This is a genomic window from Pseudomonas sp. AP42, from assembly GCF_001728935.1.
Classification (GTDB): Bacteria; Pseudomonadota; Gammaproteobacteria; order Pseudomonadales; family Pseudomonadaceae; genus Aquipseudomonas; species Aquipseudomonas lactis.
Map to the genome: position 1 here is coordinate 1 of NZ_LYSO01000073.1, position 24,793 is coordinate 24,793.

Genomic DNA, 24,793 nt, shown 5'->3' on the forward strand with positions numbered 1-24,793 from the left:
TACACAATCCAACTGTGTTGACTGCCAGGCCGCCTTCGCGAGCAAGCCCGCTCCCACAGTAGGATCGTTGGGGTGTCAGGTAGCTGGGCGTCGGCTGTCAGGCCGCCATCGCAGGCAAGCCAGCTCCCACATTTGGATCGTGGTGTGTCAGGCACATCTGCGTCGGTTGGTAGGTCGTCACGGGAGCAAGCTCCCTCGCCACAGGTTCAGCGTCGCTGCGAAGGTGTGTAGACACCTATGCGTATCGCAGGCAGCTCCCACATTTTTTTGGCCTGATTTCTGTTTCAACCCGAAATAGAACAGGCCCCGACACAAGTGCCGGGGCCTGTAATGACCACATCCGTGTGGTCGGTCGCATGAACTCCAGAGGTGCGTCAGGTGGATATCTAGCTCACCCTAAGCCGCCGCTATTCAGTTCAAACGAAACGTTCAGCGTTACTCTGCTTTCAGGCCATCGGCCGATACAGCTTTAACGCCTTTGATTTTCTTGGTGATCTCTACAGCGGTTGCTTTCTGCGCAGCAGTCACAGCGGTAGGCGACGACAGGGATACAACACCTTTGTTGGTTTCAACCTTGATGTCGGTGCCTGGAATACCTTTTTCAGTTACCAGGTCAGCCTTCACTTTGGTAGTGATCCAGGTATCGCTGGTGGTCTCTTTAGCGTCGTGGGCAGCGCCTTTGGTTTTGTCGATGCCGTCAGCTTTGGTAGCACCGCCAGCCAGCAGGCCGTCAGCGGAAACTGCAGTCACACCTTTGATTTTCTTGGTGATGGCTACAGCAGTAGCTTTCTGCGAATCCGAGATAGCGACGTCGGAGGACAGGGAAACCACACCTTTGTTGGTCTCAACCTTGATGTCCGAACCTGGAATGCCTTTTTCGGTCAGCAGGTCAGTTTTGACTTTAGTGGTGATCCAAGTATCCGAAACGCTTTCCTTAGCCTTGGTCGCTTCACCAGCCGCCAAAGTCATAGGGGCTTGGGAAGTCTGAGCAAAGGCTACGTTAGCACCCATGGCCAGGGTCAGAGCGGTAGCAGTAGCGAGAGCGAACTTCTTCATACGAGTAACTCCTGTTTTATTAAAAGTCTGCAGGCGTAAACCTTCATGCTGCAGCGCTACCAGGGATATTGCAGGCAGTGTGCCAAGTCGCCGAACAGGTTAAATCCCCTATTAAACAATGACTTATGAAAAGCATGAATTTTCGAAATCGTGCAACTTGCATGAAGCTCATCGTGCCTGCATGCAAGTTGCGGCTTTTGGGCGGCGCTAAACAGCTGATTCTGCTTCATTTTCTTGCGCCCATAAAAAAAGGACTCCGAAGAGTCCTTTTTTCAGCGTAAAGCCTGCGGGTGATTAAACGCCCGAAGCCTTGGCTGCTGCAACGTCCTTGATGGACAGCTTGATACGGCCGCGGTTGTCCACGTCCAGTACCAGCACTTCCACTTCTTGGCCTTCTTTCAGAATGTCGGTCACTTTCTCAACGCGAGCATCGCTCAGCATGGAGATGTGAACCAGACCGTCTTTGCCTGGGAGGATGTTGACGAACGCGCCGAAGTCGACGATGCGCTCAACCTTGCCGACGTAGATCTTGCCGATCTCGGCCTCAGCGGTGATACCCAGGACGCGCTGGCGTGCTGCCTCAGCCGCTTCCTTGGTTTCGCCGAAGATCTTGATCGAGCCGTCGTCTTCGATGTCGATCGAAGCCTTGGTTTCTTCACAGATCGCACGGATGGTCGCGCCGCCTTTACCGATGACATCACGGATTTTGTCGGTGTCGATTTTCATCGCGATCATGGTCGGAGCATTTTCCGACAGTTCGGTGCGGGACTGACCAATGATCTGGTTCATCTGGCCGAGGATGTTCAGGCGCGCTTCCAGGGCTTGGCCCAGAGCGATTTCCATGATTTCTTCGGTGATGCCCTTGATCTTGATGTCCATCTGCAGCGCGGTCACACCTTTAGCGGTACCGGCTACTTTGAAGTCCATGTCGCCCAGGTGGTCTTCGTCACCCAGGATGTCGGTCAGGATGGCGAACTTCTCGCCTTCTTTAACCAGGCCCATGGCGATACCGGCAACCGGTGCCTTCATTGGCACACCGGCGTCCATCAGTGCCAGGGAAGCACCGCAGACCGAAGCCATGGAGCTGGAACCGTTGGACTCGGTGATTTCCGATACAACACGGATGGTGTACGGGAACACGTCAGCGGCAGGCAGCATGGCCTGAACCGAACGGCGAGCCAGACGGCCGTGACCGATTTCGCGACGACCTGCACCGCCCATACGACCACACTCGCCCACCGAGAACGGAGGGAAGTTGTAGTGCAGCATGAAGGGGTCTTTTTTCTCGCCTTCCAGGGTGTCCAGCAGTTGTGCGTCACGGGCAGTACCCAGGGTCGCAACCACCAAGGCCTGGGTTTCGCCACGGGTGAACAGCGCCGAACCGTGGGTCTTGGGCAGTACGCCGACTTCGATGTTCAGCGGGCGTACGGTGCGGGTGTCGCGACCGTCGATACGTGGCTTGCCGTTAACGATGTTTTCGCGAACGGTACGGTATTCGATCTCACCGAAAGCCGCTTTGACTTCGCTGGAAGAAGGCTGGCCTTCTTCACCGGACAGCTTGGCAACAACCTGGTCTTTCAACTCGCCCAGGCGAGCGTAACGGTCAGCCTTGACGGTGATGGTGTAGGCGTCGGAGATGGCAGCGCCGAACTCGGAGCGGATAGCGCCCAGCAGTTCGGTGGCTTCCGGGGCAGCAGCCCAGGTCCAGGTCGGCTTGGCAGCTTCGGCAGCCAATTCTTTAACCGCGTTGATCACAACCTGGAACTCGTCGTGAGCAAACAGTACGGCACCCAGCATCTGGTCTTCGGTCAGCTCTTTGGCTTCCGATTCAACCATCAATACGGCTTCGGAAGTACCGGCAACGACCATGTCCAGGCTCGAGGCTTTCTGTTGCTCGTAAGTCGGGTTCAGCAGGTAGCCGGTGCTTTCGTGGAACGCAACGCGGGCAGCGCCGATCGGGCCATCGAAAGGAATACCGGAGATGGCCAGGGCAGCCGAGGTACCGATCATCGCAGCGATGTCCGGATCGGTCTTCTTGCTGGTGGAAACGACGGTGCAGACAACCTGCACTTCGTTCATGAAGCCTTCTGGGAACAGCGGACGGATCGGACGGTCGATCAGTCGGGAAGTCAGGGTTTCTTTCTCGGAAGGACGGCCTTCGCGCTTGAAGAAACCGCCAGGGATCTTACCGGCAGCGTAAGTCTTTTCCTGGTAGTGAACGGACAGAGGGAAGAAGCCCTTGCTCGGGTCAGCGGTCTTGGCGCCAACAACGGTCACCAATACGGTCACGTCGTCGTCAACGGTAACCAGCACTGCGCCGGAGGCTTGACGGGCGATACGGCCTGTCTCGAGGGTAACGGTCGACTGACCGAACTGGAATTTTTTGATAACCGGGTTCACGGTGTCCTACCTTCTTTGTGGCTCTTGGGGGAACTTGTCTTCTTGCGAAATTCTTGGGCAATGACGGGAATCGGCCCGACGCTCGTCCAGGGTAAAACGTGTATCCAGATAAAACTTGAGGCTGGGAGCCTACCATGGGCCAGCGGGAATCCCACTGACACACGGCAGACAACCAACCTCTAGCGCAATCGCTGATTAGCGACGCAGACCCAGGCGACCGATCAGAGTCTGATAACGACCCAGATCCTTGCCTTTCAGGTAGTCCAGCAGCTTACGGCGCTGGTTTACCATGCGGATCAGACCACGACGGGAGTGGTGGTCTTTACCGTTGGCCTTGAAGTGACCTTGCAGTTTGTTGATGTTGTGGGTCAGCAGTGCAACTTGCACTTCTGGCGAACCAGTGTCACCAACAGCTTGCTGATAGTCAGCTACGATTTGTGCTTTTTCTTGAACGTCGAGAGCCATGAGGCAATCCTTTTTTTAAGGAAACCACCCAAAGGGCAGTTTCAACAGGCCAGGGACAAATCCCTGTATCTAAAAATGAGTAGTGACCATGCCTGTTAACAGCCACACTCGTCCGGTCATTCTGACCGAATCAGCCGACGCGGCGCGATGCGCCCGTCTTCGCTCACTTCACCGATACCGATAAAGCGACCGTTATGATCCTGTACTCGCACCATGCCGAACTTCGGGGCATCCGGGGCGCGTACCGGCTGGCCGTTGAGCCAGTAGAACGCGCTGTGCTCCGAGAAGTGCAGCAGCGGCCAATCGAGCAAACCGCTGTCCGATGGCATCAGGAAGCGATCAACCGCTTCATTGCCGCCTTCGGCATGTACCGCTTCCAACTCTTCCAGCGTGACCGTCTGGGCCAGGCTGAAAGGCCCGGCCTGGGTGCGTCGCAGTTCTGCAACGTACGCGCCGCAACCGAGCTTTTCACCAATATCTTCCACCAGGGTACGGATATAGGTGCCTTTGCTGCAGTCCACGGCCAAACGGGCAGTGTCGCCTTCGCAAGCGAGCAATTCCAAGCGCGCAATAGTAACAGAACGCGGTTCGCGCTCCACTACTTCGCCCGCACGTGCCAGCTTGTAAAGTGGCTGGCCATCGCGCTTGAGTGCCGAGTACATCGGCGGTATCTGACTGATTTGCCCACGAAAAGCGGGTAAGGCAGCTTCGATATCCGCACGACCAACGGTCACGTCGCGAACCTGCAAAACATCACCTTCGGCATCTGCCGTGGTGGTGGTCTTGCCCAGTTGCATCAGGGTTTCGTAACCCTTGTCGGAATCAAGCAGGTATTGCGAAAACTTGGTGGCCTCGCCAAAGCACAACGGCAATACACCGGTGGCCAATGGATCAAGGCTGCCGGTGTGCCCGGCCTTCTCGGCGTTGAGCAGCCAGCGAACCTTCTGCAACGCGGCATTGGAGGTAAAGCCAATGGGTTTGTCGAGCAGAATGATGCCACTGACGTTGCGACGAATACGTTTGACCTGAGCCACCGCTTACTCCTTGGCGTCGTCAGGTGTGGACGGATGCTGGCTGTCTTCAGCCACGGCGCGTTCGATCAGGGCCGACAGGTGCGCGCCACGCACGACGCTTTCGTCGTAGTGGAAGTGCAACTGCGGAACGCTGCGCAGCTTCATTTCACGGGCCAACTGCATACGCAGGAAACCTGCGGCGGAGTTGAGCACCTTGATGCTTTGCGCGATTTCTTCGCTGCTGTCCTGCCCCATCACGGTGATGAAGATCTTGGCGTGACCCACGTCACGGCTCACTTCAACAGCGGTAATGGTGACTAGGCCAACGCGTGGGTCTTTGACTTCGCGACGGATCAGTTGGGCCAGCTCACGCTGCATCTGATCGCCGATACGCTGGGTACGGCTGTATTCTTTTGCCATGTCTTGTTACCTGTTACTGCCACACGGTGAAACCCGTGGGGTCTGAAAGCGGCAAACGCCCGGCCTGACAAAAGCCAGACCGGGCGTTGCGTTTAGAGTCCTGACGCTGCGCGGGGCATCTGCATGCCCACACGCTGCGCGGCTCCTGAAGTGCGCGAGTTAGAGGCTGCGAGCAACCTGAACCTTCTCGAAGACTTCGATCTTGTCGCCAACCTTGACGTCGTTGTAGCTCTTGACGCCGATACCGCATTCCATGCCGGCACGTACTTCGGCAGCGTCATCCTTGAAGCGGCGCAGGGATTCCAGCTCGCCTTCGAAGATAACGATGTCTTCACGCAGTACACGGATTGGACGGTTACGGTACACAGTGCCTTCAACCACCATACAGCCGGCGATCGCACCGAATTTCGGCGAGCGGAACACGTCACGCACCTCGGCGATACCCAGGATGTTCTCCCGGACGTCGCTGCCAAGCATGCCGGTAAGGGCTTTCTTGACGTCTTCGATGATGTCGTAGATGACGTTGTAGTAACGCATGTCCAGGCCTTCCTGCTCGACGATCTTGCGAGCGCCAGCATCGGCACGCACGTTGAAGCCGAACAGTACAGCGTTGGAAGCCAGTGCCAGGTTGGCGTCGGATTCGGTGATACCACCGACACCGCCACCGACAACGCGCACTTGCACTTCGTCGTTACCCAGGCCGTTCAAGGCGCCGTTCAACGCTTCGAGGGAACCACGAACGTCAGACTTGAGGACGATGTTAAGCGTCTTCTTCTCTTCCTGGCCCATGTTCTCGAAGATGTTTTCCAGCTTGCCGGCGTGAGCACGGGCCAGCTTGACCTCGCGGAACTTGCCTTGACGGAACAGAGCCACTTCACGGGCTTTCTTCTCGTCGGCCACTACGCTCATCTCGTCGCCAGCATCCGGCGTACCGTCCAGGCCGAGAATCTCGACTGGGATGGCAGGACCGGCTTCCTTGATTGGCTTGCCGTTCTCGTCGAGCATGGCACGTACACGGCCGTAGTTCGAACCGACCAGCACCATGTCGCCTTGGCGCAGGGTACCGTCTTGAACCAGCACGGTAGCAACCGGGCCACGGCCCTTGTCGAGACGGGACTCAACCACGACGCCACGGCCAGGAGCCGATGGAGTAGCGGTCAGTTCCAGGACTTCGGCTTGCAACAGGACCGCTTCGAGCAGTTCGTCAACGCCGGTACCCATTTTTGCCGAGACCGATACGAATGGCGTCTCGCCACCCCATTCCTCGGACGTCACGCCGTGAACCGACAGTTCGCTACGGATGCGATCGAGATCAGCGCCCGGCTTGTCGATTTTGTTCACGGCAACGACCAGAGGAACACCGGCAGCCTTGGCGTGCTGGACAGCTTCAATGGTCTGCGGCATTACGCCGTCGTCCGCTGCAACCACCAGGATCACGATGTCGGTCGCCTTGGCACCACGGGCACGCATTGCGGTAAACGCGGCGTGACCTGGGGTGTCGAGGAAGGTGACCATGCCGCGCTCGGTTTCAACGTGGTATGCACCGATGTGCTGGGTAATACCACCGGCTTCGCCTGCGGCAACCTTGGCACGACGGATGTAGTCGAGCAGGGAAGTCTTACCGTGGTCAACGTGGCCCATTACGGTCACAACCGGCGCACGGGAAACCGCTTCACCTTCAAACTTCAGGGACTCGGCCAGGGAATCTTCCAGGGCGGTGTCGCTGACCAGGGTCACTTTGTGGCCCAGCTCTTCAGCAACCAACTGGGCAGTTTCCTGGTCCAGTACCTGGTTGATGGTGGCTGGAGTGCCCAGCTTGAACATGAACTTGATGATTTCAGCAGCCTTGACCGACATCTGCTGGGCCAGATCGCCCACAGTGATGGTCTCGCCGATCTTCACTTCACGCACGACAGGGCCGGTTGGGCTCTGGAAACCGTGGGCGTTGCGCTTCTTCAGCTTGGCCTTGCCGCGACCACCACGACGGAAGCCATCGCTTTCTTCGTCGGTGGTACGTGGGGCAACGCGTGGCGCAGGCGCTTTCTCTTTGACCGAGGCGCGGTGCGGAGCGTTTTTACGCTCGCCATCGCCACCACCACCGCGACGATTGTTGTCGTCAGCACGTGGTTTGTCCGGACGACGAGGCTCGTCGCGCTTGCGGGCATCTGCTGCAGGAGCAGGTGCAGCGGCAGCCGGGGCAGCCTCACGCACAGCTTCAACAGGGGCGGCGACCGCGTCAGTGGCAGCAGGTTGCGCAGCAGCAGGCTGGCGACGCGCTTCTTCTTCGGCGCGACGCTTGGCTTCTTCTTCAGCCTTCTGACGTGCAGCATTTTCTACTGCGCGACGTTCTTCCAGCTCGCGTTTGCGCTCGGCTTCGATTTCTTCCGGGCTGCGCTGTACGAAGACTTTCTTCTTGCGTACTTCAACGCTGATGCTCTTGCTACCTGCAACCCGCAGGGTGCTGGTGGTTTTGCGCTGCAATGTAATCTTGCGCGGTTCTTCCACTTTCGCCTTGTGGCTGCTCTTCAAGTGAGTCAGCAAAGACTGCTTCTCACTATCGCTCACACCTTCATCGGCGGCGGTGTGCGGCAGACCTGCCTCACGCATCTGCTGCAACAGGCGCTCTACCGGTGTTTTGACCTCATCGGCCAGTTGTTTCACCGTGACTTGCGTCATGCACTTCTCTCCTCAGGCCGCGCCTAATTACTCGAACCAATGGGCTCGGGCGGCCATGATCAACTTGCCGGCACGATCTTCGTCAATGCCGTCGATGTCGAGCAGATCGTCAATAGACTGCTCGGCCAGGTCTTCGCGGGTAATTACGCCGCGCACCGCCAGTTCCATCGCCAAATCCTTGTCCATACCCTCAAGCGAGAGCAGGTCTTCGGCCGGATGGGCGTCTGCCAGCTTTTCCTCAGTAGCGATGGCTTTAGTCAACAAACGATCCTTGGCCCGAGCGCGGAGCTCGTTGACGATATCCTCGTCAAAGCCGTCGATGTTGAGCATTTCTTCCAACGGTACGTAGGCAATCTCTTCCAGGCTGGTGAAGCCTTCATCTACCAGCACCTGTGCCAGTTCTTCATCGACTTCCAACTCTTCGATGAAGTTGCGCAGGATGTCACCGGTTTCAGCTTGCTGCTTAGCCTGGATGTCCGATTCGGTCATCACGTTCAGGGTCCAACCGGTCAGTTGGCTGGCCAGACGCACGTTCTGACCACCACGACCAATGGCCTGAGCCAGATTGTCTGCGCCAACGGCGATGTCCATTGCATGGGCATCTTCGTCAACGATAATTGCCGCCACTTCAGCTGGCGACATGGCGTTGATCACGAACTGCGCCGGGTTATCGTCCCACAGGACGATGTCCACACGCTCACCGCCCAATTCGCCCGACACTGCCTGGACGCGCGAACCGCGCATACCGATGCAAGCGCCTTGCGGGTCGATGCGTTTGTCCTTGGAGCGGACCGCGATCTTGGCACGCGAACCCGGGTCACGGGACGCAGCCATCACTTCGATCAGGCCTTCGGCGATTTCCGGCACTTCGATACGGAACAGCTCGATCAGCATTTCCGGCGCGGTACGCGACAGGATCAACTGTGGGCCGCGGTTCTCGGTGCGGATTTCCTTGAGCAGCGCACGCAAGCGCACGCCGACACGGAAGGTTTCGCGAGAGATGATGTCTTCGCGGGCCAGCAACGCTTCGGCGTTGTTGCCCAGGTCGACGATCACGTTGTCGCGGGTAACTTTTTTCACGGTGCCGGAGATGATTTCACCCAGGCGTTCGCGATAGGCGTCAACGACTTGAGCGCGCTCGGCTTCGCGAACCTTCTGCACGATGACCTGCTTGGCGGTCTGTGCAGCAATACGGCCGAATTCGATCGACTCGATCTTTTCTTCAACAACATCGCCAACCTGAGCGCCCGGATGCGTTTGCGCAACCTTGCTTGGCCAGGTTTCGATTGCCGGATCATCAAGATCGTCCTCTTCGACCACCGTCCAACGACGGAAAGTCTCATAGGCACCGGTGTGGCGGTTGATTTCCACACGCAGATCTACTTCGTCTTCAAAACGTTTCTTGGTAGCAGTGGCCAGGGCCAGCTCCAACGCTTCAAAAATCACGCTTGCCGGTACACCCTTTTCATTGGATACCGACTCAACAACCAGCAGTACTTCTTTGCTCATCGTACGCCTCGCCTTTCGCAAGCCATTGGATCCGCGGGATCCGCGTCTCAGTCAAAACTGGGAATAATGTTGGCCTTGTCGATCATATCGATCGGCAACAGGAACTCATGGTCTTCTACCTGCACCACGACATCCTGCTCTTCTACACCGCGCAGAAGGCCCTGAAAGTTGCGTCGCCCTTCAAAGGGGGAGCGCAGCTTGATCTTCACTTGTTCACCGGCATATTTAGCAAACTGCTCGATAGTGAACAGTGGGCGTTCCATGCCTGGCGAGGAAACTTCAAGGGTGTATTCAACGGAGATTGGATCTTCAACATCCAGCACACCGCTGATCTGACGGCTGACAATGGCACAATCGTCCACCAGCACGCCGCCCTCTTTATCGATATAAACGCGCAACATTGAGTGGCGACCTTGAGCCGAAAACTCAATACCCCAGCATTCATAGCCTAGGGCCACGACCACCGGGGCCAACAAGGCCTGCAACTCTTCTAGCTTGCTCGACACCTGAACCCCCTCGTGCATGTATGTGCATGCTGTGCAAAATAAAAAAATGGGCGAAACGCCCATCCTTGAAACGCCGTCGAACAGCGGCGTTGAAAGTGTCCAGCTAACAAAAAGCCCCTTAAAAGGGGCTCCGCTAAAACTGGTTGCGGGGGCCGGATTTGAACCGACGACCTTCGGGTTATGAGCCCGACGAGCTACCAGACTGCTCCACCCCGCGACAAAGCTGGGGCGGAAGTATACGACCGATCCCTTGCAGGGTCAATGTAACCTTCCACCTACAAGAAAGCCCGCAACAGCGGGCTCTCCTGATAATTGGTACCGAGAAGGGGACTCGAACCCCTACACCCTATGGGCACAACCACCTCAAGGTTGCGTGTCTACCAATTCCACCACCTCGGCAATACAGCGTTTACAACCCTTCTTACTTCTGCTCTTGAGCTGGAGGTACGTCAGTCGCTGGAGTAGCCGACTTTTGCTCTTGAAGCACCGGGACATCATCAGAAGCCGGTTTTGCTTTTGGAACTTCCAACACTGCTGGGTTTGGCAAACCTACTTGAGTCAGCACATGAGCTTTCTCTTTAGCAAAGTAACCTAACCCTAAGCTGGTTATGAAGAAACCTGCGGCAAGTATAGCAGTAAACTTACTAAGAAAGGTAGAGGAACCTTGGCTTCCGAACACAGTATTTGAAGCACCTGCACCGAAAGACGCACCAGCATCCGCACCTTTACCCTGTTGCAACAAAACCAGAGCAACTACGCTCAGGGCAGCCAACAGATGAAAAACGACTACGACTGTTTCCAGCATTTTTTCAGTTTCCCGCGGCGCGACAGATCGCACCGAACTCATCTGCATTCAGGGAAGCTCCACCAATGAGCCCCCCATCGATATCCGGCATGCCGAACAGTTCGACCGCATTGGCCGCCTTCACGCTGCCGCCGTATAGAAGCCGCACACCTTGTGCGACTTCAGAATTCTCTGCCGCCAACTGCGCGCGGATGGCTGCGTGCACATCCTGCGCCTGTTGCGGTGTAGCAGTCAGCCCGGTGCCAATGGCCCAGACCGGCTCGTAAGCAATGACCGCCTTTGCAAATGCACCAACACCCAGCTCCTCGATGATGCTGCCCAGCTGACGCGAGACAACTTCAAGAGTCTTGCCCGATTCGCGCTGCTCAAGGGTCTCCCCTATGCACAACACCGGAATCAAGCCACAAGCCTGTGCTGCGGCGAACTTGCGGTTGAGCGTCCCATCCCGCTCGCCCATCATCTGGCGACGCTCGGAGTGCCCGACAAGCACATAGGAACAACCCGCATCAACCAGCTGACTCGGCGAAATCTCGCCGGTCAACGCACCTTGCATCGGCTCTACCGCAGAGTTCTGCGCGCCGACCTGAATCGACTTGCCCTTCAAGCCATCAACCACTTGGTTGATATGCAAGCAAGGCGGGAACACCGCGACATCAACACCGCTAGGCAAGGCCAAGTGACGAAGGCCGTTGATCAGCTCAGCGACACTGGCGCGGGTACCGTGCATCTTCCAGTTACCAGCTACCATAGTGCGACGCATGCTGTACCCCGTCGGTCAAAGTGGGCGCAGATGTTACCCAACCACATCATCACTGGCAAGCCGAATTCAGGCGCAAACTTCAGTTACCAGTTTTGCCAGGTCTTCGGCATGGCCGCGAACCTGTGTTTCGTCCTCGCCTTCGACCATCACGCGCACCAACGGCTCTGTGCCGGACTTGCGCAGCAACACACGCCCGCGCCCCGCCATTGCCTGGGTCACGCGTTCGCAAGCCTCTTTGACAGCAGGGTGCTCGATGGGGTTTTCGCCACCGGCAAAACGCACATTGAGCAGCACTTGCGGGCACTTGCGCAGGGCTTGGCGTGCCTGGGCCAGGCTCTCCTCGCGGCGACGCAGGGCCAACAGCACCTGTAGCGCGGCGATGATCGCGTCACCCGTGGTGGTGTGCTGGAAGCAGACCACATGACCGGAATTCTCACCGCCAACCAACCAGTTACGCTCCAGCAGCTCGGCGATCACGTAGCGGTCACCGACATTGGCGCGAATAAAGGGAATCCCCAGTTCTGCCAACGCCAATTCCAGCCCGAGATTACTCATCAGGGTGCCGACCACACCACCTTGCAGCTTGTTACGCTCATGCAGGTCACGGGCAATGATGAACAACAGGTCATCACCATCCACGATCGTGCCGGTGTGATCCACCATCAGGACACGGTCGCCATCGCCGTCAAAAGCGATGCCCAGGTCCGCATGCTCAGCCAGCACAGCAGCCTGCAGCTGCTCCATGTGGGTAGAGCCGCAATTGTCGTTGATGTTCAAGCCGTTAGGCTGAGCCGACAGCACGGTGACCTGTGCACCCAGTTCCTTGAAGACGCTCGGCGCCACCTTGTAGGTCGCCCCATGGGCGCAATCGACAACAATCTTCAAGCCTGCAAAATTGGTGCTGCTCGGAACACTGCTTTTACAAAATTCGATATAGCGACCTGACGCGTCGTTAATGCGCGACACCTTGCCCAGCTTGCTGGACTCAACCACCGTCATCGGCGCATCCAACAGCTCTTCGATCATCAGCTCGATCTCGTCAGGCAGTTTGGTACCCTGGCCCGAGAAAAACTTGATGCCATTGTCATCATGAGGATTGTGGGAGGCGCTGATCACAATACCGGCTTCAGCGTGGAAGGTACGCGTCAGGTAAGCGATTGCCGGCGTGGGCATAGGGCCCAGCAGCATCACGTCGGCGCCGGCGGCGGACAGGCCGGCCTCCAGCGCGGATTCAAACATGTAGCCCGAAATACGGGTGTCCTTGCCCACCAGGATGCGACACGCGCCCATGCTACGGAACGCCATGCCTGCCGCCCAACCCAGCTTGAGCATGAAATCAGGGGTGATCGGGAATTCGCCGACCCGACCACGAATGCCGTCGGTGCCAAAATATTTCTTAGTCATAAGTGCTCCATCATTCTTATTCGGCTGATTCTACAGCAGCGAGCATGCGCACCACATCGACCGTTTCGGCGACATCATGCACACGCAAAATACGTGCGCCCTTGGTTACAGCAAGCGCCGCAAGCGCCAGGCCGCCATACAGGCGTTCGCCGACCGGGCGATTCAAGGCGAGCCCTATCATGCTCTTGCGCGAAACGCCGACCAACAGCGGGCGACCAAGGGCGTGCAAGGCGTCCATGTGTTTGAACAGGCTTAGATTGTGCTGCAGGGTCTTGGCAAAGCCAAACCCCGGATCGAGTATGATCTGTTCGGGCGCAATACCCACAGCCACACACTGGGCAATCCTCTCAGCAAGAAACCCACCCACCTCGCCAACCAGGTCGTCGTAATGCGGATTGTCCTGCATGTTGCCGGGCTCACCCAGCATATGCATGAGGCAGACGGGCAAGCCAGTTGCAGCGGCCGCATCAAGGGCGCCGTCGCGCTGAAGCGAACGCACATCATTGATCAACCCCGCTCCGAGACGCGCGGTTTCGCGCATCACTGCCGGGGTGGAGGTGTCTACCGAGATGATGACATCCAGCTCACGGGCAATACGCTCAACCACCGGCGCCACCCGCTCCAGCTCCTCCAATGGAGAAACAACGCGGGCGCCAGGACGGGTCGATTCCCCTCCCACATCAATCAACGTCGCACCGGCAGCCACCATCGCCTCGGCGTGGTGCAACGCGGCGTCCAGCTGACTGAAGCGGCCACCATCGGAAAAGGAGTCAGGGGTTACATTGAGGATGCCCATGACATGCGTCCGGGCCAAATCAAGAACCCGGTTGCCGCAAGGCAACCGGGTAGAGGACAAAGCAGAAGTCATTTCAAACCTTAGTGATCAGCTGCCGGGCCGCCGATAGGCGTTTCAGGGCGCTCATTCTGCACCACAGGCGGAGTGCCCGAAGTACCCGAACCACCTTCCCAGTCGCGCGGCTCACGCGGCGCACGGCCCGCCATGATGTCGTCGATCTGGTCGGCATCGATGGTTTCGTACTTCATCAATGCATCAGCCATGGCGTCCAGCTTGTCACGGTTGTCAGTCAGGATCTGCTTGGCCGTGCCGTAGCACTGGTCAATGATGCTGCGAACTTCGGAGTCGATCAGCTTGGCTGTCTCACCCGAGAAGCTGGCGCTTTGCCCACCGCCACCACGACCCAGGAACACTTCGCCTTCTTCTTCGGCGTACATCAATGGGCCGAGTTTTTCCGACAAGCCCCACTTGGTCACCATGTTTCGCGCAATCTGGCTGGCACGCATAATGTCATTGGAGGCGCCAGTGGTCACACCATCAAAGCCAAGGGTCATTTCCTCAGCAATACGGCCACCATACAGCGAGCAGATCTGGCTGATCAGCGCACGCTTGGAGAGGCTGTAACGATCCTCTTCCGGCAGGAACATGGTCACACCGAGTGCCCGACCACGGGGAATGATCGACACTTTATAGACCGGGTCATGCTCAGGCACAACACGACCTACAATGGCGTGACCGGCCTCGTGATAAGCGGTGTTCTGCTTCTCTTTCTCGGACATGACCATGGATTTGCGCTCGGCGCCCATCATGATCTTGTCTTTCGCCAATTCGAACTCTTTCATCTCAACGATGCGCTTGCCAGTACGGGCAGCGAACAGCGACGCCTCGTTCACCAGGTTTGCCAGGTCAGCACCGGAGAAGCCGGGAGTACCACGGGCGATCACAGCCGGAGCCACGTCGTCACCCATCGGCACCTTGCGCATGTGTACTTTCAGGATCTGCTCACGGCCACGAATGTCCGGCAGGCCGACCACAACCTGGCGGTCAAAACGGCCCGGACGCAGCAACGCGGGGTCCAGCACGTCGGGACGGTTGGTTGCGGCGATGACGATAATGCCGTCATTCATCTCGAAACCATCCATCTCTACCAGCAACTGGTTGAGGGTCTGCTCACGCTCATCGTGACCGCCACCCATACCAGCGCCACGATGGCGACCAACGGCATCGATTTCGTCGATGAAGATGATGCATGGCGCGTGCTTCTTGGCCTGCTCGAACATATCGCGAACACGGCTGGCGCCGACGCCGACAAACATTTCGACGAAGTCAGAACCGGAAATTGTAAAGAAAGGCACCTTGGCTTCGCCGGCAATCGCCTTGGCCAGCAAGGTTTTACCGGTACCCGGTGGGCCCACCATCAGCACACCGCGAGGGATACGGCCACCCAGACGCTGGAATTTGCCCGGATCACGCAGGAACTCGACCAACTCGCCGACTTCTTCCTTGGCTTCGTCGCAACCTGCAACGTCAGCCAAAGTGGTTTTTACCTGGTCTTCGGAGAGCAGGCGCGCCTTGCTCTTGCCAAAGCTCATCGGCCCACCCTTGCCTCCCGCACCGCCTTGCATCTGGCGCATGAAGAACATGAACACGGCGATAATCACCAGGATCGGGAAGCTGGCCACCAGGAGTTGAGTCCAGATGCTTTGCTGCTCAGGCTGCTTGCCTTCCACAACGACCTTGTTATCCACCAGGTCACCGATGAGACCGTTGTCCTGAATGGCAGGACGAATGGTCTTGAAGCTGTCGCCATCGTTGCGCTTACCGGTAATCACGTAGCCATCAACCGCTACGCGTTCGACCTTGCCATCCTTAACTTGCTGGATGAAGTCGGAATAGTTGAGGGTCTGCGGCTCGTTAGGGCTGGAGAAGTTGTTCATCACCGTCACCAGGACAGCCGCAATGATCAACCACAGGATCAGATTCTTTGCCATATCGTTCAATTAACTACCCTCTGAAGCAAGCTCCGCTACTGGCGCGCGCTTCGCATGATATTCACCGGCCTAACTTACTACATTACCTACAACTCTGGCAGGCGCCGTCTGTAACCCTTTGTGAAACTTTGACTACGCAATATTCGTAAAGCTTCGTGACGAAAGCGATATAAAAAAACCTATCGCCCTCCTCGAATTTCTCAAAAACGCTCTTCACTCGCAGCGCCTTCGACGCCGCGGTAGCCACGGCACAGCAGATACTGCTCCCTGGACCTGTCACGGGAAGAATCCGGTTTGCGGGTCTGCACCTTGTCGAACAACTTGCGAATGTTCTTGTGGTACTCGTCGAAACCTTCGCCCTGGAACACCTTCACCAGGAAATCACCACCCGGACGTAACACCCGACCTGCCAAGTCCAGCGCCAGCTCACACAGGAACATGGCACGCGGCATATCAACAGCCGGTAATCCACTCATATTGGGGGCCATGTCGGAAATCACAAGGTCTACCTGCGAATTTCCCACAGCCTCCAGGATCTCGGCCAATACCTTGTCCTCGGTAAAATCGCCGTGAACAAAGGTCACGTCCGGGATGCTGTCCATCTCGAGGATGTCCGAAGCGATCAATCGACCTTGCCCACCAATCAGACGACTGGTCACCTGGGACCAGCCACCGGGGGCCGCGCCGAGATCGATAACGCTCATGCCTGGACGGATCAGTTTGTCCTTGTCCTGGATCTCCAGCAGCTTGTAGCTGGCACGGGAACGATAGCCGTCCTTTTGCGCCTTTTTGACGTAAGGATCATTGAAATGTTCTTGTAGCCACTTAAGGCTGGTTTTGGAACGGGCCACGGGCCACCTCGAAAAAATAAAACGGGTCGTGATTAACTGGGCGGTCCCGGACTCGCTCGGGTAAACTGGCCGCCGCTTTTTACAAGATCAGACGCAGGGGTCAGATTATGCCGCTCACTCAAGAGCAGAAGAAACAGTACAAATCCATTGGCCACCATCTGAAACCAGTTCTGATTGTGGCAGACAACGGTTTGACTGAGGGTGTGCTAGCCGAATTCGAGCGCGCACTGAACGATCACGAACTGATCAAGATCAAGGTCAACATCCTTGATCGCGAAGCGCGCCTGGCCGCCGTTGCAGAATTGTGCAAGGTCGGCAAAGCGGACCTGGTTCAGGTCATCGGCAAGATGGCGCTGCTGTATCGCAAGAATTTCAGCGTCAACAAGCAACTGTCGAACGTTCATCGCTTCAAATGATGAAAAGGGTCAAGGGCGTGCTTCGCGCGCCCCGCCACTCCATCCCGGCGCAGGTTGCATAACCAGCACCAGGCCAGAGAACCCTAGCACAAGATAGCTGAATAACTGCCAGCGCAACGCTTGCGGCAGCCACACATGCACCACGCAAAACATTGCGCATGCATACAGCGCCATCAGCAGCAGTTGCCCGCGAATATCCCGCCACAAACTCTTCAGGCCTTCAGCCTTGACCAGCACCAACACCTGAAGCAGCACGCACGCCGCCGCAAAACTCACCAGCAGCGCACTCAGCAATCCGTCGATCTCATCGATCAGCAGCGGCGCCAGGCCAATCAGGCCCAACGCCGGCAATACACCAATATGCAACAGCCATAGGCCGCCCACCCAAAGCATCTGAGAGAGCTGCCAAAGCATGGCGCCCGCACGCAGCGGGCGCCGTCTTTCAGATGTGACGAACTTCGACAATCTCGTACTCGATCACGCCACCCGGCGTCTTGACGGCCACCACATCACCCTCTTCCTTGGCAATCAAGGCGCGGGCCAGCGGCGAACCAACAGAGATCTTGCCGAGTTTGAAGTCAGCTTCATCTTCACCCACGATGTGATAGACAACGCGCTCATCAGTCTCGACGTTGGCGATCTCAACAGTGGTGCCGAAAATCACTTTACCGGTATGAGGGATGGAGGTGACATCAATGATGACCTGATTCTGAATCCGGCCCTCGATGTCACGAATCCGCGCCTCGACCATACCCTGCTGCTCACGAGCAGCATGGTATTCAGCGTTTTCCTTCAAGTCACCCAGCTCGCGGGCCGTACCGATGTCCTGGCTCAGCTTTGGACGTACGACCTTGGTCAGATGGGCGTGTTCCTCTTCCAGGGCCTTGGCGCCCTGGACGGTCATTGGGTATTTGATCATGCCTTCAATCCTGCGTGTAGATCCTGCAAGCGACGCACGGTCTTTTCCGGACCGAACTTGAGCGCCTCACAGATAGCTTCGCCAGCAGCAATGGTAGTGGTGCAGTAAATCTTGTGCTGCAAGGCATTACGACGAATGGAATAGGAGTCCGCGATCGACTGACGACCTTCGGTGGTGTTGATGATCAGGGTGACTTCGTCATTCTTGATCATGTCGACCACGTGCGGACGGCCTTCCGTCACCTTGTTCACGCGGCGTACTTTCAGGCCGGCAGCTTCGATCAGCTTGGCGGTCCCGGCGGTAGCCACGACTTCAAAGCCCAAGTTGATCAGATCGCGGGCGACCCCTGCAACCAGTGGCTTGTCGTCATCACGCACGCTGATAAACGCGGTACCACCGGTTGGCAGCACTTCGCTGGCGCCCATCTGGGCCTTGGCGAATGCTTCACCAAAGGTATCGCCCACGCCCATCACTTCACCGGTGGACTTCATCTCTGGGCCCAGGATCGGGTCCACGCCAGGGAACTTGGCGAATGGGAACACCGCCTCTTTCACACTGTAGAAGTTCGGAATGATTTCCTTGGTAAAGCCGATTTCCTTCAGGGTCTTACCGGCCATCACACGCGCAGCGATCATGGCCAGGGACACACCGATGCACTTGGAAACAAACGGCACGGTACGCGAAGCACGCGGGTTGACTTCAATGACGTAGATGTCTTCGCCTTGCAGCGCCAACTGTACGTTCATCAGGCCGACAACGCCCAATTCCAAGGCCATCTTCTTGACCTGTTCGCGCATCTCGTCCTGGATGTGCGCCGGCAGCGAGTACGGCGGCAGCGAGCAGGCCGAGTCACCGGAGTGAACACCGGCTTGTTCGATGTGCTGCATGATGGCGCCGATGACTACATCCGTGCCGTCGCAGACCGCATCCACGTCCATTTCGATGGCGCAGTTGAGGAAGTGGTCCAGCAGCACCGGGCTGTCGTTGGAGACTTTCACCGCATCACGCAGGTAGCGCTTGAGTTCTTCTTCTTCGTAGACGATTTCCATCGCCCGGCCGCCCAGCACGTAGGACGGACGCACCACCAGCGGATAGCCGATCTTGCTGGCCGCGCGGATGGCTTCGTCTTCGCTGCGCACGGTGGCGTTCGGCGGCTGACGCAGGTTCAGGCGCTCAACCATTTGCTGGAAACGCTCACGGTCTTCGGCACGGTCAATCGCATCCGGGCTGGTACCGATGATCGGCACGCCGGCGGCTTCGAGGGCGCGCGCCAATTTCAGCGGGGTCTGGCCGCCGTACTGGACGATCACGCCTTTAGGCTTCTCGACGCGGCAGATTTCCAAGACGTCTTCCAGCGTTACCGGCTCGAAGTACAGGCGGTCGGAAGTGTCGTAGTCAGTGGAAACCGTTTCCGGGTTGCAGTTGACCATGATGGTCTCGTACCCGTCTTCGCGCAGGGCGAGGGCGGCGTGTACGCAGCAGTAGTCGAACTCGATGCCCTGGCCGATACGGTTCGGACCGCCACCCAGGATGATGATCTTGTCGCGGCCCGTCGGCGCGGCTTCGCACTCTTCCTCATAGGTGGAGTACATGTAGGCCGTGTCGGTGGCGAATTCCGCGGCGCAGGTGTCAACGCGCTTGTAGACCGGGAAGATATCCAGCTTGTGGCGATGAGTGCGCAGGTTCTTCTCGGTCACACCCAGCAGCTTGGCCAGACGCTGGTCGGAGAAACCTTTGCGCTTGAGGCGGAACATCAGGTCGCGGTCGATAGACGACAGACCCAGCGTCTTGACCCTCTCTTCTTCCTTGATCAGATCTTCGATCTGCACCAGGAACCACGGGTCGATCATGTTCATGCCGAAGATATCTTCGACGCTCAGGCCGGCACGGAAGGCGTCCGCCACGTACCAGATACGCTCGGCGCCCGGCACGGTCAGCTCGCGCTTGAGGATGCTCATGCTTTCCGGGTTGCTCAGGTCGAGCTTCTCGTCCAGGCCGCAAACGCCGACTTCCAGGCCGCGCAGGGCTTTCTGCAAGGACTCCTGGAAGGTGCGGCCGATCGCCATGACCTCACCAACAGACTTCATCTGGGTGGTCAGGCGCGCATCCGCCTTGGCGAATTTCTCGAAGGCAAAGCGCGGCAGCTTGGTCACGACGTAGTCGATAGACGGCTCGAAAGACGCCGGCATCGCGCCGCCGGTGATTTCGTTTTGCAGCTCGTCCAAGGTGTAGCCGATAGCCAGCTTGGCAGCGATACGCGCAATCGGGAAGCCAGTCGCTTTCGAGGCCAGTGCCGAAGAACGCGATACACGTGGGTTCATCTCGATCACGACCATGCGGCCGGTGTCCGGGCAGATGCCGAACTGAACGTTGGAACCGCCGGTTTCAACGCCGATCTCGCGCAATACCGCCAGGGAGGCGTTACGCAGGATCTGGTATTCCTTGTCGGTCAGGGTCTGTGCTGGCGCCACGGTGATCGAGTCACCGGTGTGCACGCCCATCGGGTCGAAGTTTTCGATGGAGCAGACGATGATGCAGTTGTCCTTCTTATCGCGGACAACCTCCATCTCATATTCTTTCCAGCCGATCAGGGATTCGTCGATCAGCAGCTCTTTGGTCGGCGACAGGTCCAGGCCGCGAGCGCAGATTTCTTCAAACTCTTCACGGTTGTAAGCGATACCGCCGCCGGTGCCGCCCATGGTGAAGGACGGACGGATAATGCACGGGAAGCCCAGGGTCTCGAGGACCGCGTTGGCCTCTTCCATGCTGTGGGCGATACCGGAACGCGGGCAAGCCAGGCCGATCGACTTCATGGCCTTGTCGAAACGCGAACGGTCTTCAGCCTTGTCGATGGTGTCGGCATTGGCACCGATCATCTCTACGCCGAACTTTTCCAGGACGCCTTCGCGCTCCAGGTCCAGGGCGCAGTTCAGAGCGGTCTGGCCGCCCATGGTTGGCAGCAGCGCGTCCGGGCGCTCTTTCTCGATGATCTTGGCAACGGTCTGCCACTTGATCGGCTCGATGTAGGTGGCGTCGGCCATGGCCGGGTCGGTCATGATGGTGGCCGGGTTGGAGTTCACCAGGATGACGCGGTAGCCCTCCTCGCGCAGGGCTTTACAGGCCTGGGCGCCGGAGTAGTCGAATTCGCAGGCCTGGCCGATCACGATCGGGCCAGCGCCGAGAATCAGGATGCTTTTTATGTCTGTACGTTTTGGCATGGGTTTGTCACTCAAATCCGCAGGTCAGTCGGCAAGCCGTCTTGAACAATCTTTGAAGAGCCTGCGGGGGCCACCGCGATACGGGGCCGCCCGCAGGCCACTCAGTCAGCGTCGCTTGGCCATCTCATTGATGAAACGGTCGAACAGCGGCGCTACGTCGTTCGGGCCCGGGCTGGCTTCAGGGTGGCCCTGGAAGCTGAACGCGCTCTTGTCGGTGCGCTCAATGCCTTGCAGGGAACCGTCGAACAGCGACTTGTGAATGGCGCGCACGTTGCTCGGCAGGGAGGCTTCATCCACCGCAAAACCGTGGTTCTGGCTGGTGATCATCACAACACCGGTGTCCAGATCTTGTACCGGGTGGTTGGCACCGTGGTGGCCGTGGCCCATTTTCAGGGTCTTGGCGCCGGAGGCCAAAGCCAGCAGTTGGTGGCCAAGGCAGATACCGAACACCGGAATCTCGGTCTCCAGCACGTCCTTGATGGCCTGGATAGCGTAGTCGCATGGCTCAGGGTCACCCGGGCCGTTGGACAGGAATACACCGTCCGGCTGCATCGCGAGCACATCGCTGGCAGGGGTTTGCGCAGGCACCACGGTCACGCGGCAACCGCGCTCGACGAGCATGCGCAGGATGTTGTACTTGACGCCGTAGTCATAGGCGACCACGTGGTAAGGCAGATCGGCAGCCTCGATAGTCGCGTGGCTGTCGGTCTTCAGATCCCACACAGTGGAACGCCACTCGTACTTCTCTTTGACGCTGACGACTTTCGCCAGGTCCATGCCCTTCAGGCCAGGGAAGCCTTGCGCTGCGGCAATCGCCGCCTCTTCGGAAATATTGTCACCGACCATGATGCAGCCGTTCTGCGAGCCTTTTTCACGCAGGATGCGCGTGAGGCGGCGCGTATCGATACCGGCGATCGCCACAACGTTGTTGGCTTTCAGGTAATCGGACAGCGACATCGTGTTACGCCAGTTGCTCGCAACCAGTGGCAGGTCACGAATCACCAGGCCCGCCGACCAAACACGATCAGACTCGACATCTTCCGGCGTGGTGCCGGTGTTGCCGATGTGCGGATAGGTCAGGGTAACGATCTGTTGGGCGTAGGAAGGATCGGTAAGGATTTCCTGATAGCCGGTCATGGCGGTGTTGAACACCACCTCTCCAACGGTTTGACCGTCGGCTCCAATGGCTTCGCCGCGAAAAATGCTGCCATCAGCAAGGGCGAGTATGGCTGGCTTAGTCAAGAAGACCTCCCGTAAATAAAGCCTGAAAGGGCGATCGCAGGTTGTAAAAAAGCGGAGTGACGTATGGACACGTCACCCCGCTTCTTCACTGAATTATTCTGCGCGCTTTTAGTGGACACACTAAAGCTGTAGCTTACAGAAAAAGGCTTTTTTGGTCCACCGCTAATGAGCCTTAAAGGCAGGGGAATGCGACAGGACGTCGCTTAGCGGGTAAAAACGGGGCCACAGGATAATCCTGAGCCCCCGTTTTAGCTACTGCTTAGTGCAGATCCAGCACGTCACGCATGTCGTACAGGCCTGGCTCACGCCCTTCCAACCAGAGCGCAGCACGCACCGCGCCCTTGGCGAAGGTCATGCGACTGGAGGCCTTGTGGGTGATTTCCAGACGCTCACCTTCGGTGGCAAACAGCACCGTGTGATCACCGACCACATCACCACCGCGCACAGTGGCAAAACCAATGGTGTCACGCGCACGAGCACCGGTATGGCCCTCACGCCCGTACACCGCCACTTTCGACAGATCGCGACCCAGCGCATCCGCAATGGCTTCACCCATGCGCAATGCCGTGCCCGAAGGCGCGTCGATCTTGTGGCGATGGTGGGTCTCGATGATCTCGATATCTGCTTCATCACCCAGCACGCGCGCCGCCAGGTCCAGCAATTTCAGCGACAGGTTTACGCCCACGCTGAAGTTGGCCGCGAAGACGATCGGAATATCCTTGCCCGCCTCCACCAGCAACTGCTTCTGCTCGGCACTCAAACCGGTCGTGCCGATCACCATGGCCTTGCCTGCCTTGCGGCAGAAGGCCAGATTTTTCAGCATCACTTCCGGCAGGGTGAAGTCGATCAGCACGTCGAATTCGTCAGCCACCTGCTCAAGGTTGCCAGACAGCGAAACACCGATGCGGCCCAATGAGGCCAACTCACCTGCGTCCGCGCCGATCAACGTACTGCCTGGGCGAACAATCGCCGCCGTCAGCCCGGAGGCCGGCGAGCGTTGCTGCACCGCCTCGACCAGCGTCTTACCCATGCGCCCGGCAGCGCCCATTACGGCTATACGTCGCATATTCAGATCCTTACAGGTCGCCGAAGAAGCGTTTTACACCGTCGAAGAAGCCTGTGGTCTTCGGTGAGTGCGAGTCATCGCCTTCCAGCGAGCTGCGGAACTCTTCCAGCAGTTCACGCTGACGACGATTCAGGTTCACGGGGGTTTCAACCGCCACACGACACATCAGGTCGCCAGCACCGCCACCACGCACGGGCGCAACGCCTTTGCCACGAATGCGGAACTGCTTGCCGGTTTGAGTCCCCTCGGGAATCTTGAGCTTGACCCGACCATCCAGCGTCGGAATCTCCAGCTCGCCACCCAGTGCTGCATCAACAAAACTGATCGGCACTTCGCAGAACAAATGCTTGCCGTCACGCTGGAAGATCGAGTGCTCACGCACATTGATCACCACGTACAGGTCGCCCGTAGGGCCGCCCTGGGCACCCGCCTCGCCTTCGCCCGACAGGCGAATACGATCACCGGTATCCACACCCGCCGGCACTTTCACCGACAGCGTCTTGTACTCTTCGACGCGGCCTTCGCCGTGGCAGGAGTCGCACGGATCAGAAATGATCTTGCCCTGGCCATGGCAACGCGGGCAGGTTTGCTGCACCGAGAAAAAGCCCTGCTGCATGCGCACCTGCCCGATACCGCCACAGGTCGGGCACGTGATCGGCGAGGAGCCTTTCTTCGCACCGGAGCCATCGCACGGCTTGCAGTTAACCAGCGTCGGCACACGGATATTGACACTGGTGCCGCGCACGGCCTCTTCCAGGTTCAGCTCCAGGGTGTAACGCAGGTCGCTGCCGCGCTGAGGGCCGCCACGCTGACCACCACGGCCACCGCCGAAGAAGTCGCTGAATACGTCGCCGAAAATATCGGAGAAGTTCTGGCCACCAAAACCGGCACCGCCGCCGCCCATGCTCGGGTCGACACCGGCATGGCCATACTGGTCGTAGGCTGCACGCTTATTGGGATCACACAAGCATTCGTAGGCCTCGTTGGCCTCTTTGAACATCTCTTCGGATTCTTTGTTATCCGGATTACGGTCCGGGTGGTGCTTCATCGCCAGGCGACGGTAGGCCTTTTTCAGCTCCGCCTCGCTGGCGCCACGCTCCACACCCAATACTTCGTAATAGTCACGCTTTGCCATAAGTCTTTGCACTCTTAAGGACGTTCGACCTGGCCCTCCTGAACCCTGCCAAACTCGTTGAGCCCCAATACAGGCCCGGACCCAACTCACGTCAATTCAACGATCCTGGTCATTACTGCTTTCAGCCAGGGACCCGGCCAAAAAC

Annotated in this window: 21 protein-coding genes and 2 tRNA genes; 1 reads left to right on the top strand and 22 read right to left on the bottom strand. The window is 58.0% G+C overall.

Features of this window, described 5'->3' with window-relative positions; all coding sequences use genetic code 11:
- Positions 1-435 precede the first annotated feature (435 nt).
- The 16 genes from A7K61_RS21180 to rlmE form a co-directional block, all read right to left on the bottom strand.
- Positions 436-1,056: a BON domain-containing protein gene (locus A7K61_RS21180; RefSeq protein WP_069558304.1), complete on the bottom strand. Its 621-nt coding sequence runs from the start codon at positions 1,054-1,056 to the stop codon at positions 436-438.
- Positions 1,057-1,350: 294 nt separating this feature from the next.
- Positions 1,351-3,456: a polyribonucleotide nucleotidyltransferase gene (gene pnp, locus A7K61_RS21185; protein WP_003194180.1), complete on the bottom strand. Its 2,106-nt coding sequence runs from the start codon at positions 3,454-3,456 to the stop codon at positions 1,351-1,353.
- 195 nt (positions 3,457-3,651) lie between these two features.
- Positions 3,652-3,921 carry a 30S ribosomal protein S15 gene (gene rpsO, locus A7K61_RS21190; RefSeq protein ID WP_003177875.1) on the bottom strand — a complete coding sequence of 90 codons (270 nt, stop codon included), beginning with the start codon at positions 3,919-3,921 and terminating at the stop codon, positions 3,652-3,654.
- A 116-nt stretch (positions 3,922-4,037) separates the two neighbouring features.
- Positions 4,038-4,955, bottom strand: a complete 918-nt coding sequence (gene truB, locus A7K61_RS21195) for a tRNA pseudouridine(55) synthase TruB (RefSeq protein WP_014719950.1) — start codon at positions 4,953-4,955, stop codon at positions 4,038-4,040.
- A 3-nt stretch (positions 4,956-4,958) separates the two neighbouring features.
- Positions 4,959-5,354 carry a 30S ribosome-binding factor RbfA gene (gene rbfA / locus A7K61_RS21200; protein ID WP_044268596.1) on the bottom strand — a complete coding sequence of 132 codons (396 nt, stop codon included), beginning with the start codon at positions 5,352-5,354 and terminating at the stop codon, positions 4,959-4,961.
- A 159-nt stretch (positions 5,355-5,513) separates the two neighbouring features.
- Entirely contained in the window at positions 5,514-8,030 is a 2,517-nt protein-coding gene (gene infB, locus A7K61_RS21205) for a translation initiation factor IF-2 (RefSeq protein ID WP_003194185.1), read from the bottom strand.
- 27 nt (positions 8,031-8,057) lie between these two features.
- On the bottom strand, positions 8,058-9,539 hold the full coding sequence (gene nusA, locus A7K61_RS21210) for a transcription termination factor NusA (RefSeq protein ID WP_003194187.1): 1,482 nt from the start codon (positions 9,537-9,539) through the stop codon (positions 8,058-8,060).
- Positions 9,540-9,586: 47 nt separating this feature from the next.
- Positions 9,587-10,045 (bottom strand): ribosome maturation factor RimP, encoded by a 459-nt coding sequence (rimP, locus tag A7K61_RS21215; RefSeq protein ID WP_032873230.1) that lies wholly within the window; start codon positions 10,043-10,045, stop codon positions 9,587-9,589.
- A 140-nt stretch (positions 10,046-10,185) separates the two neighbouring features.
- Positions 10,186-10,262, bottom strand: a tRNA-Met gene (locus A7K61_RS21220).
- 96 nt (positions 10,263-10,358) lie between these two features.
- Positions 10,359-10,444 (bottom strand) — tRNA-Leu (locus A7K61_RS21225).
- A 22-nt stretch (positions 10,445-10,466) separates the two neighbouring features.
- Entirely contained in the window at positions 10,467-10,850 is a 384-nt protein-coding gene (gene secG / locus A7K61_RS31605) for a preprotein translocase subunit SecG (RefSeq protein WP_003194191.1), read from the bottom strand.
- 4 nt (positions 10,851-10,854) lie between these two features.
- Positions 10,855-11,610, bottom strand: coding sequence for a triose-phosphate isomerase (gene tpiA, locus A7K61_RS21230; protein ID WP_003194193.1), 756 nt, complete (start codon positions 11,608-11,610; stop codon positions 10,855-10,857).
- A gap of 66 nt (positions 11,611-11,676) precedes the next feature.
- Positions 11,677-13,014, bottom strand: coding sequence for a phosphoglucosamine mutase (gene glmM / locus A7K61_RS21235; protein WP_003194195.1), 1,338 nt, complete (start codon positions 13,012-13,014; stop codon positions 11,677-11,679).
- 16 nt (positions 13,015-13,030) lie between these two features.
- Positions 13,031-13,882 carry a dihydropteroate synthase gene (folP, locus tag A7K61_RS21240; RefSeq protein WP_069558305.1) on the bottom strand — a complete coding sequence of 284 codons (852 nt, stop codon included), beginning with the start codon at positions 13,880-13,882 and terminating at the stop codon, positions 13,031-13,033.
- Positions 13,883-13,890: 8 nt separating this feature from the next.
- Positions 13,891-15,801 (bottom strand): ATP-dependent zinc metalloprotease FtsH, encoded by a 1,911-nt coding sequence (ftsH, locus tag A7K61_RS21245; RefSeq protein WP_032895273.1) that lies wholly within the window; start codon positions 15,799-15,801, stop codon positions 13,891-13,893.
- Between the two features lie 200 nt (positions 15,802-16,001).
- A complete protein-coding gene (gene rlmE / locus A7K61_RS21250; RefSeq protein WP_003194199.1) occupies positions 16,002-16,652 on the bottom strand; it encodes a 23S rRNA (uridine(2552)-2'-O)-methyltransferase RlmE in 651 nt (216 codons plus the stop codon).
- A 107-nt stretch (positions 16,653-16,759) separates the two neighbouring features.
- On the opposite strand from rlmE, the gene A7K61_RS21255 reads away from it, so the two are divergent.
- The gene (locus A7K61_RS21255) at positions 16,760-17,068 is read left to right on the top strand and encodes a YhbY family RNA-binding protein (RefSeq protein ID WP_003176146.1); all 309 of its coding nucleotides are present in this window, start codon (positions 16,760-16,762) and stop codon (positions 17,066-17,068) included.
- A 9-nt stretch (positions 17,069-17,077) separates the two neighbouring features.
- Here A7K61_RS21255 and A7K61_RS21260 read toward each other — a convergent pair whose 3' ends face one another.
- The 6 genes from A7K61_RS21260 to dnaJ form a co-directional block, all read right to left on the bottom strand.
- On the bottom strand, positions 17,078-17,482 hold the full coding sequence (locus tag A7K61_RS21260) for a hypothetical protein (protein ID WP_044268600.1): 405 nt from the start codon (positions 17,480-17,482) through the stop codon (positions 17,078-17,080).
- A gap of 28 nt (positions 17,483-17,510) precedes the next feature.
- On the bottom strand, positions 17,511-17,987 hold the full coding sequence (gene greA, locus A7K61_RS21265) for a transcription elongation factor GreA (RefSeq protein WP_003194203.1): 477 nt from the start codon (positions 17,985-17,987) through the stop codon (positions 17,511-17,513).
- Positions 17,984-21,205, bottom strand: a complete 3,222-nt coding sequence (carB, locus tag A7K61_RS21270; protein ID WP_069558306.1) for a carbamoyl-phosphate synthase large subunit — start codon at positions 21,203-21,205, stop codon at positions 17,984-17,986. The genes greA and carB overlap by 4 nt, the downstream gene beginning before the upstream one ends.
- Before the next feature lie 105 nt (positions 21,206-21,310).
- The gene (gene carA / locus A7K61_RS21275; RefSeq protein WP_003194208.1) at positions 21,311-22,447 is read right to left on the bottom strand and encodes a glutamine-hydrolyzing carbamoyl-phosphate synthase small subunit; all 1,137 of its coding nucleotides are present in this window, start codon (positions 22,445-22,447) and stop codon (positions 21,311-21,313) included.
- Between the two features lie 259 nt (positions 22,448-22,706).
- Positions 22,707-23,513 (bottom strand): 4-hydroxy-tetrahydrodipicolinate reductase, encoded by an 807-nt coding sequence (gene dapB, locus A7K61_RS21280; RefSeq protein ID WP_003194209.1) that lies wholly within the window; start codon positions 23,511-23,513, stop codon positions 22,707-22,709.
- Positions 23,514-23,523: 10 nt separating this feature from the next.
- Complete coding sequence (gene dnaJ, locus A7K61_RS21285) at positions 23,524-24,648, bottom strand: molecular chaperone DnaJ (RefSeq protein ID WP_014719958.1); 1,125 nt, start codon at positions 24,646-24,648, stop codon at positions 23,524-23,526.
- Between the last annotated feature and the right edge of the window lie 145 nt (positions 24,649-24,793).

What these genes read in the sequence shown, in the direction of transcription:
- folP (WP_069558305.1), bottom strand. Translation starts at nt 13,882, where the DNA reads ATGACTTCTGCTTTGTCCTCTACCCGGTTGCCTTGCGGCAACCGGGTT.
- dapB (WP_003194209.1), bottom strand. Translation starts at nt 23,513, where the DNA reads ATGCGACGTATAGCCGTAATGGGCGCTGCCGGGCGCATGGGTAAGACG.
- carB (WP_069558306.1), bottom strand. Translation starts at nt 21,205, where the DNA reads ATGCCAAAACGTACAGACATAAAAAGCATCCTGATTCTCGGCGCTGGC.
- greA (WP_003194203.1), bottom strand. Translation starts at nt 17,987, where the DNA reads ATGATCAAATACCCAATGACCGTCCAGGGCGCCAAGGCCCTGGAAGAG.
- nusA (WP_003194187.1), bottom strand. Translation starts at nt 9,539, where the DNA reads ATGAGCAAAGAAGTACTGCTGGTTGTTGAGTCGGTATCCAATGAAAAG.
- tpiA (WP_003194193.1), bottom strand. Translation starts at nt 11,610, where the DNA reads ATGCGTCGCACTATGGTAGCTGGTAACTGGAAGATGCACGGTACCCGC.
- A7K61_RS21260 (WP_044268600.1), bottom strand. Translation starts at nt 17,482, where the DNA reads ATGCTTTGGCAGCTCTCTCAGATGCTTTGGGTGGGCGGCCTATGGCTG.
- glmM (WP_003194195.1), bottom strand. Translation starts at nt 13,014, where the DNA reads ATGACTAAGAAATATTTTGGCACCGACGGCATTCGTGGTCGGGTCGGC.
- secG (WP_003194191.1), bottom strand. Translation starts at nt 10,850, where the DNA reads ATGCTGGAAACAGTCGTAGTCGTTTTTCATCTGTTGGCTGCCCTGAGC.
- ftsH (WP_032895273.1), bottom strand. Translation starts at nt 15,801, where the DNA reads ATGGCAAAGAATCTGATCCTGTGGTTGATCATTGCGGCTGTCCTGGTG.
- A7K61_RS21180 (WP_069558304.1), bottom strand. Translation starts at nt 1,056, where the DNA reads ATGAAGAAGTTCGCTCTCGCTACTGCTACCGCTCTGACCCTGGCCATG.
- rbfA (WP_044268596.1), bottom strand. Translation starts at nt 5,354, where the DNA reads ATGGCAAAAGAATACAGCCGTACCCAGCGTATCGGCGATCAGATGCAG.
- infB (WP_003194185.1), bottom strand. Translation starts at nt 8,030, where the DNA reads ATGACGCAAGTCACGGTGAAACAACTGGCCGATGAGGTCAAAACACCG.
- A7K61_RS21255 (WP_003176146.1), top strand. Translation starts at nt 16,760, where the DNA reads ATGCCGCTCACTCAAGAGCAGAAGAAACAGTACAAATCCATTGGCCAC.
- dnaJ (WP_014719958.1), bottom strand. Translation starts at nt 24,648, where the DNA reads ATGGCAAAGCGTGACTATTACGAAGTATTGGGTGTGGAGCGTGGCGCC.
- rpsO (WP_003177875.1), bottom strand. Translation starts at nt 3,921, where the DNA reads ATGGCTCTCGACGTTCAAGAAAAAGCACAAATCGTAGCTGACTATCAG.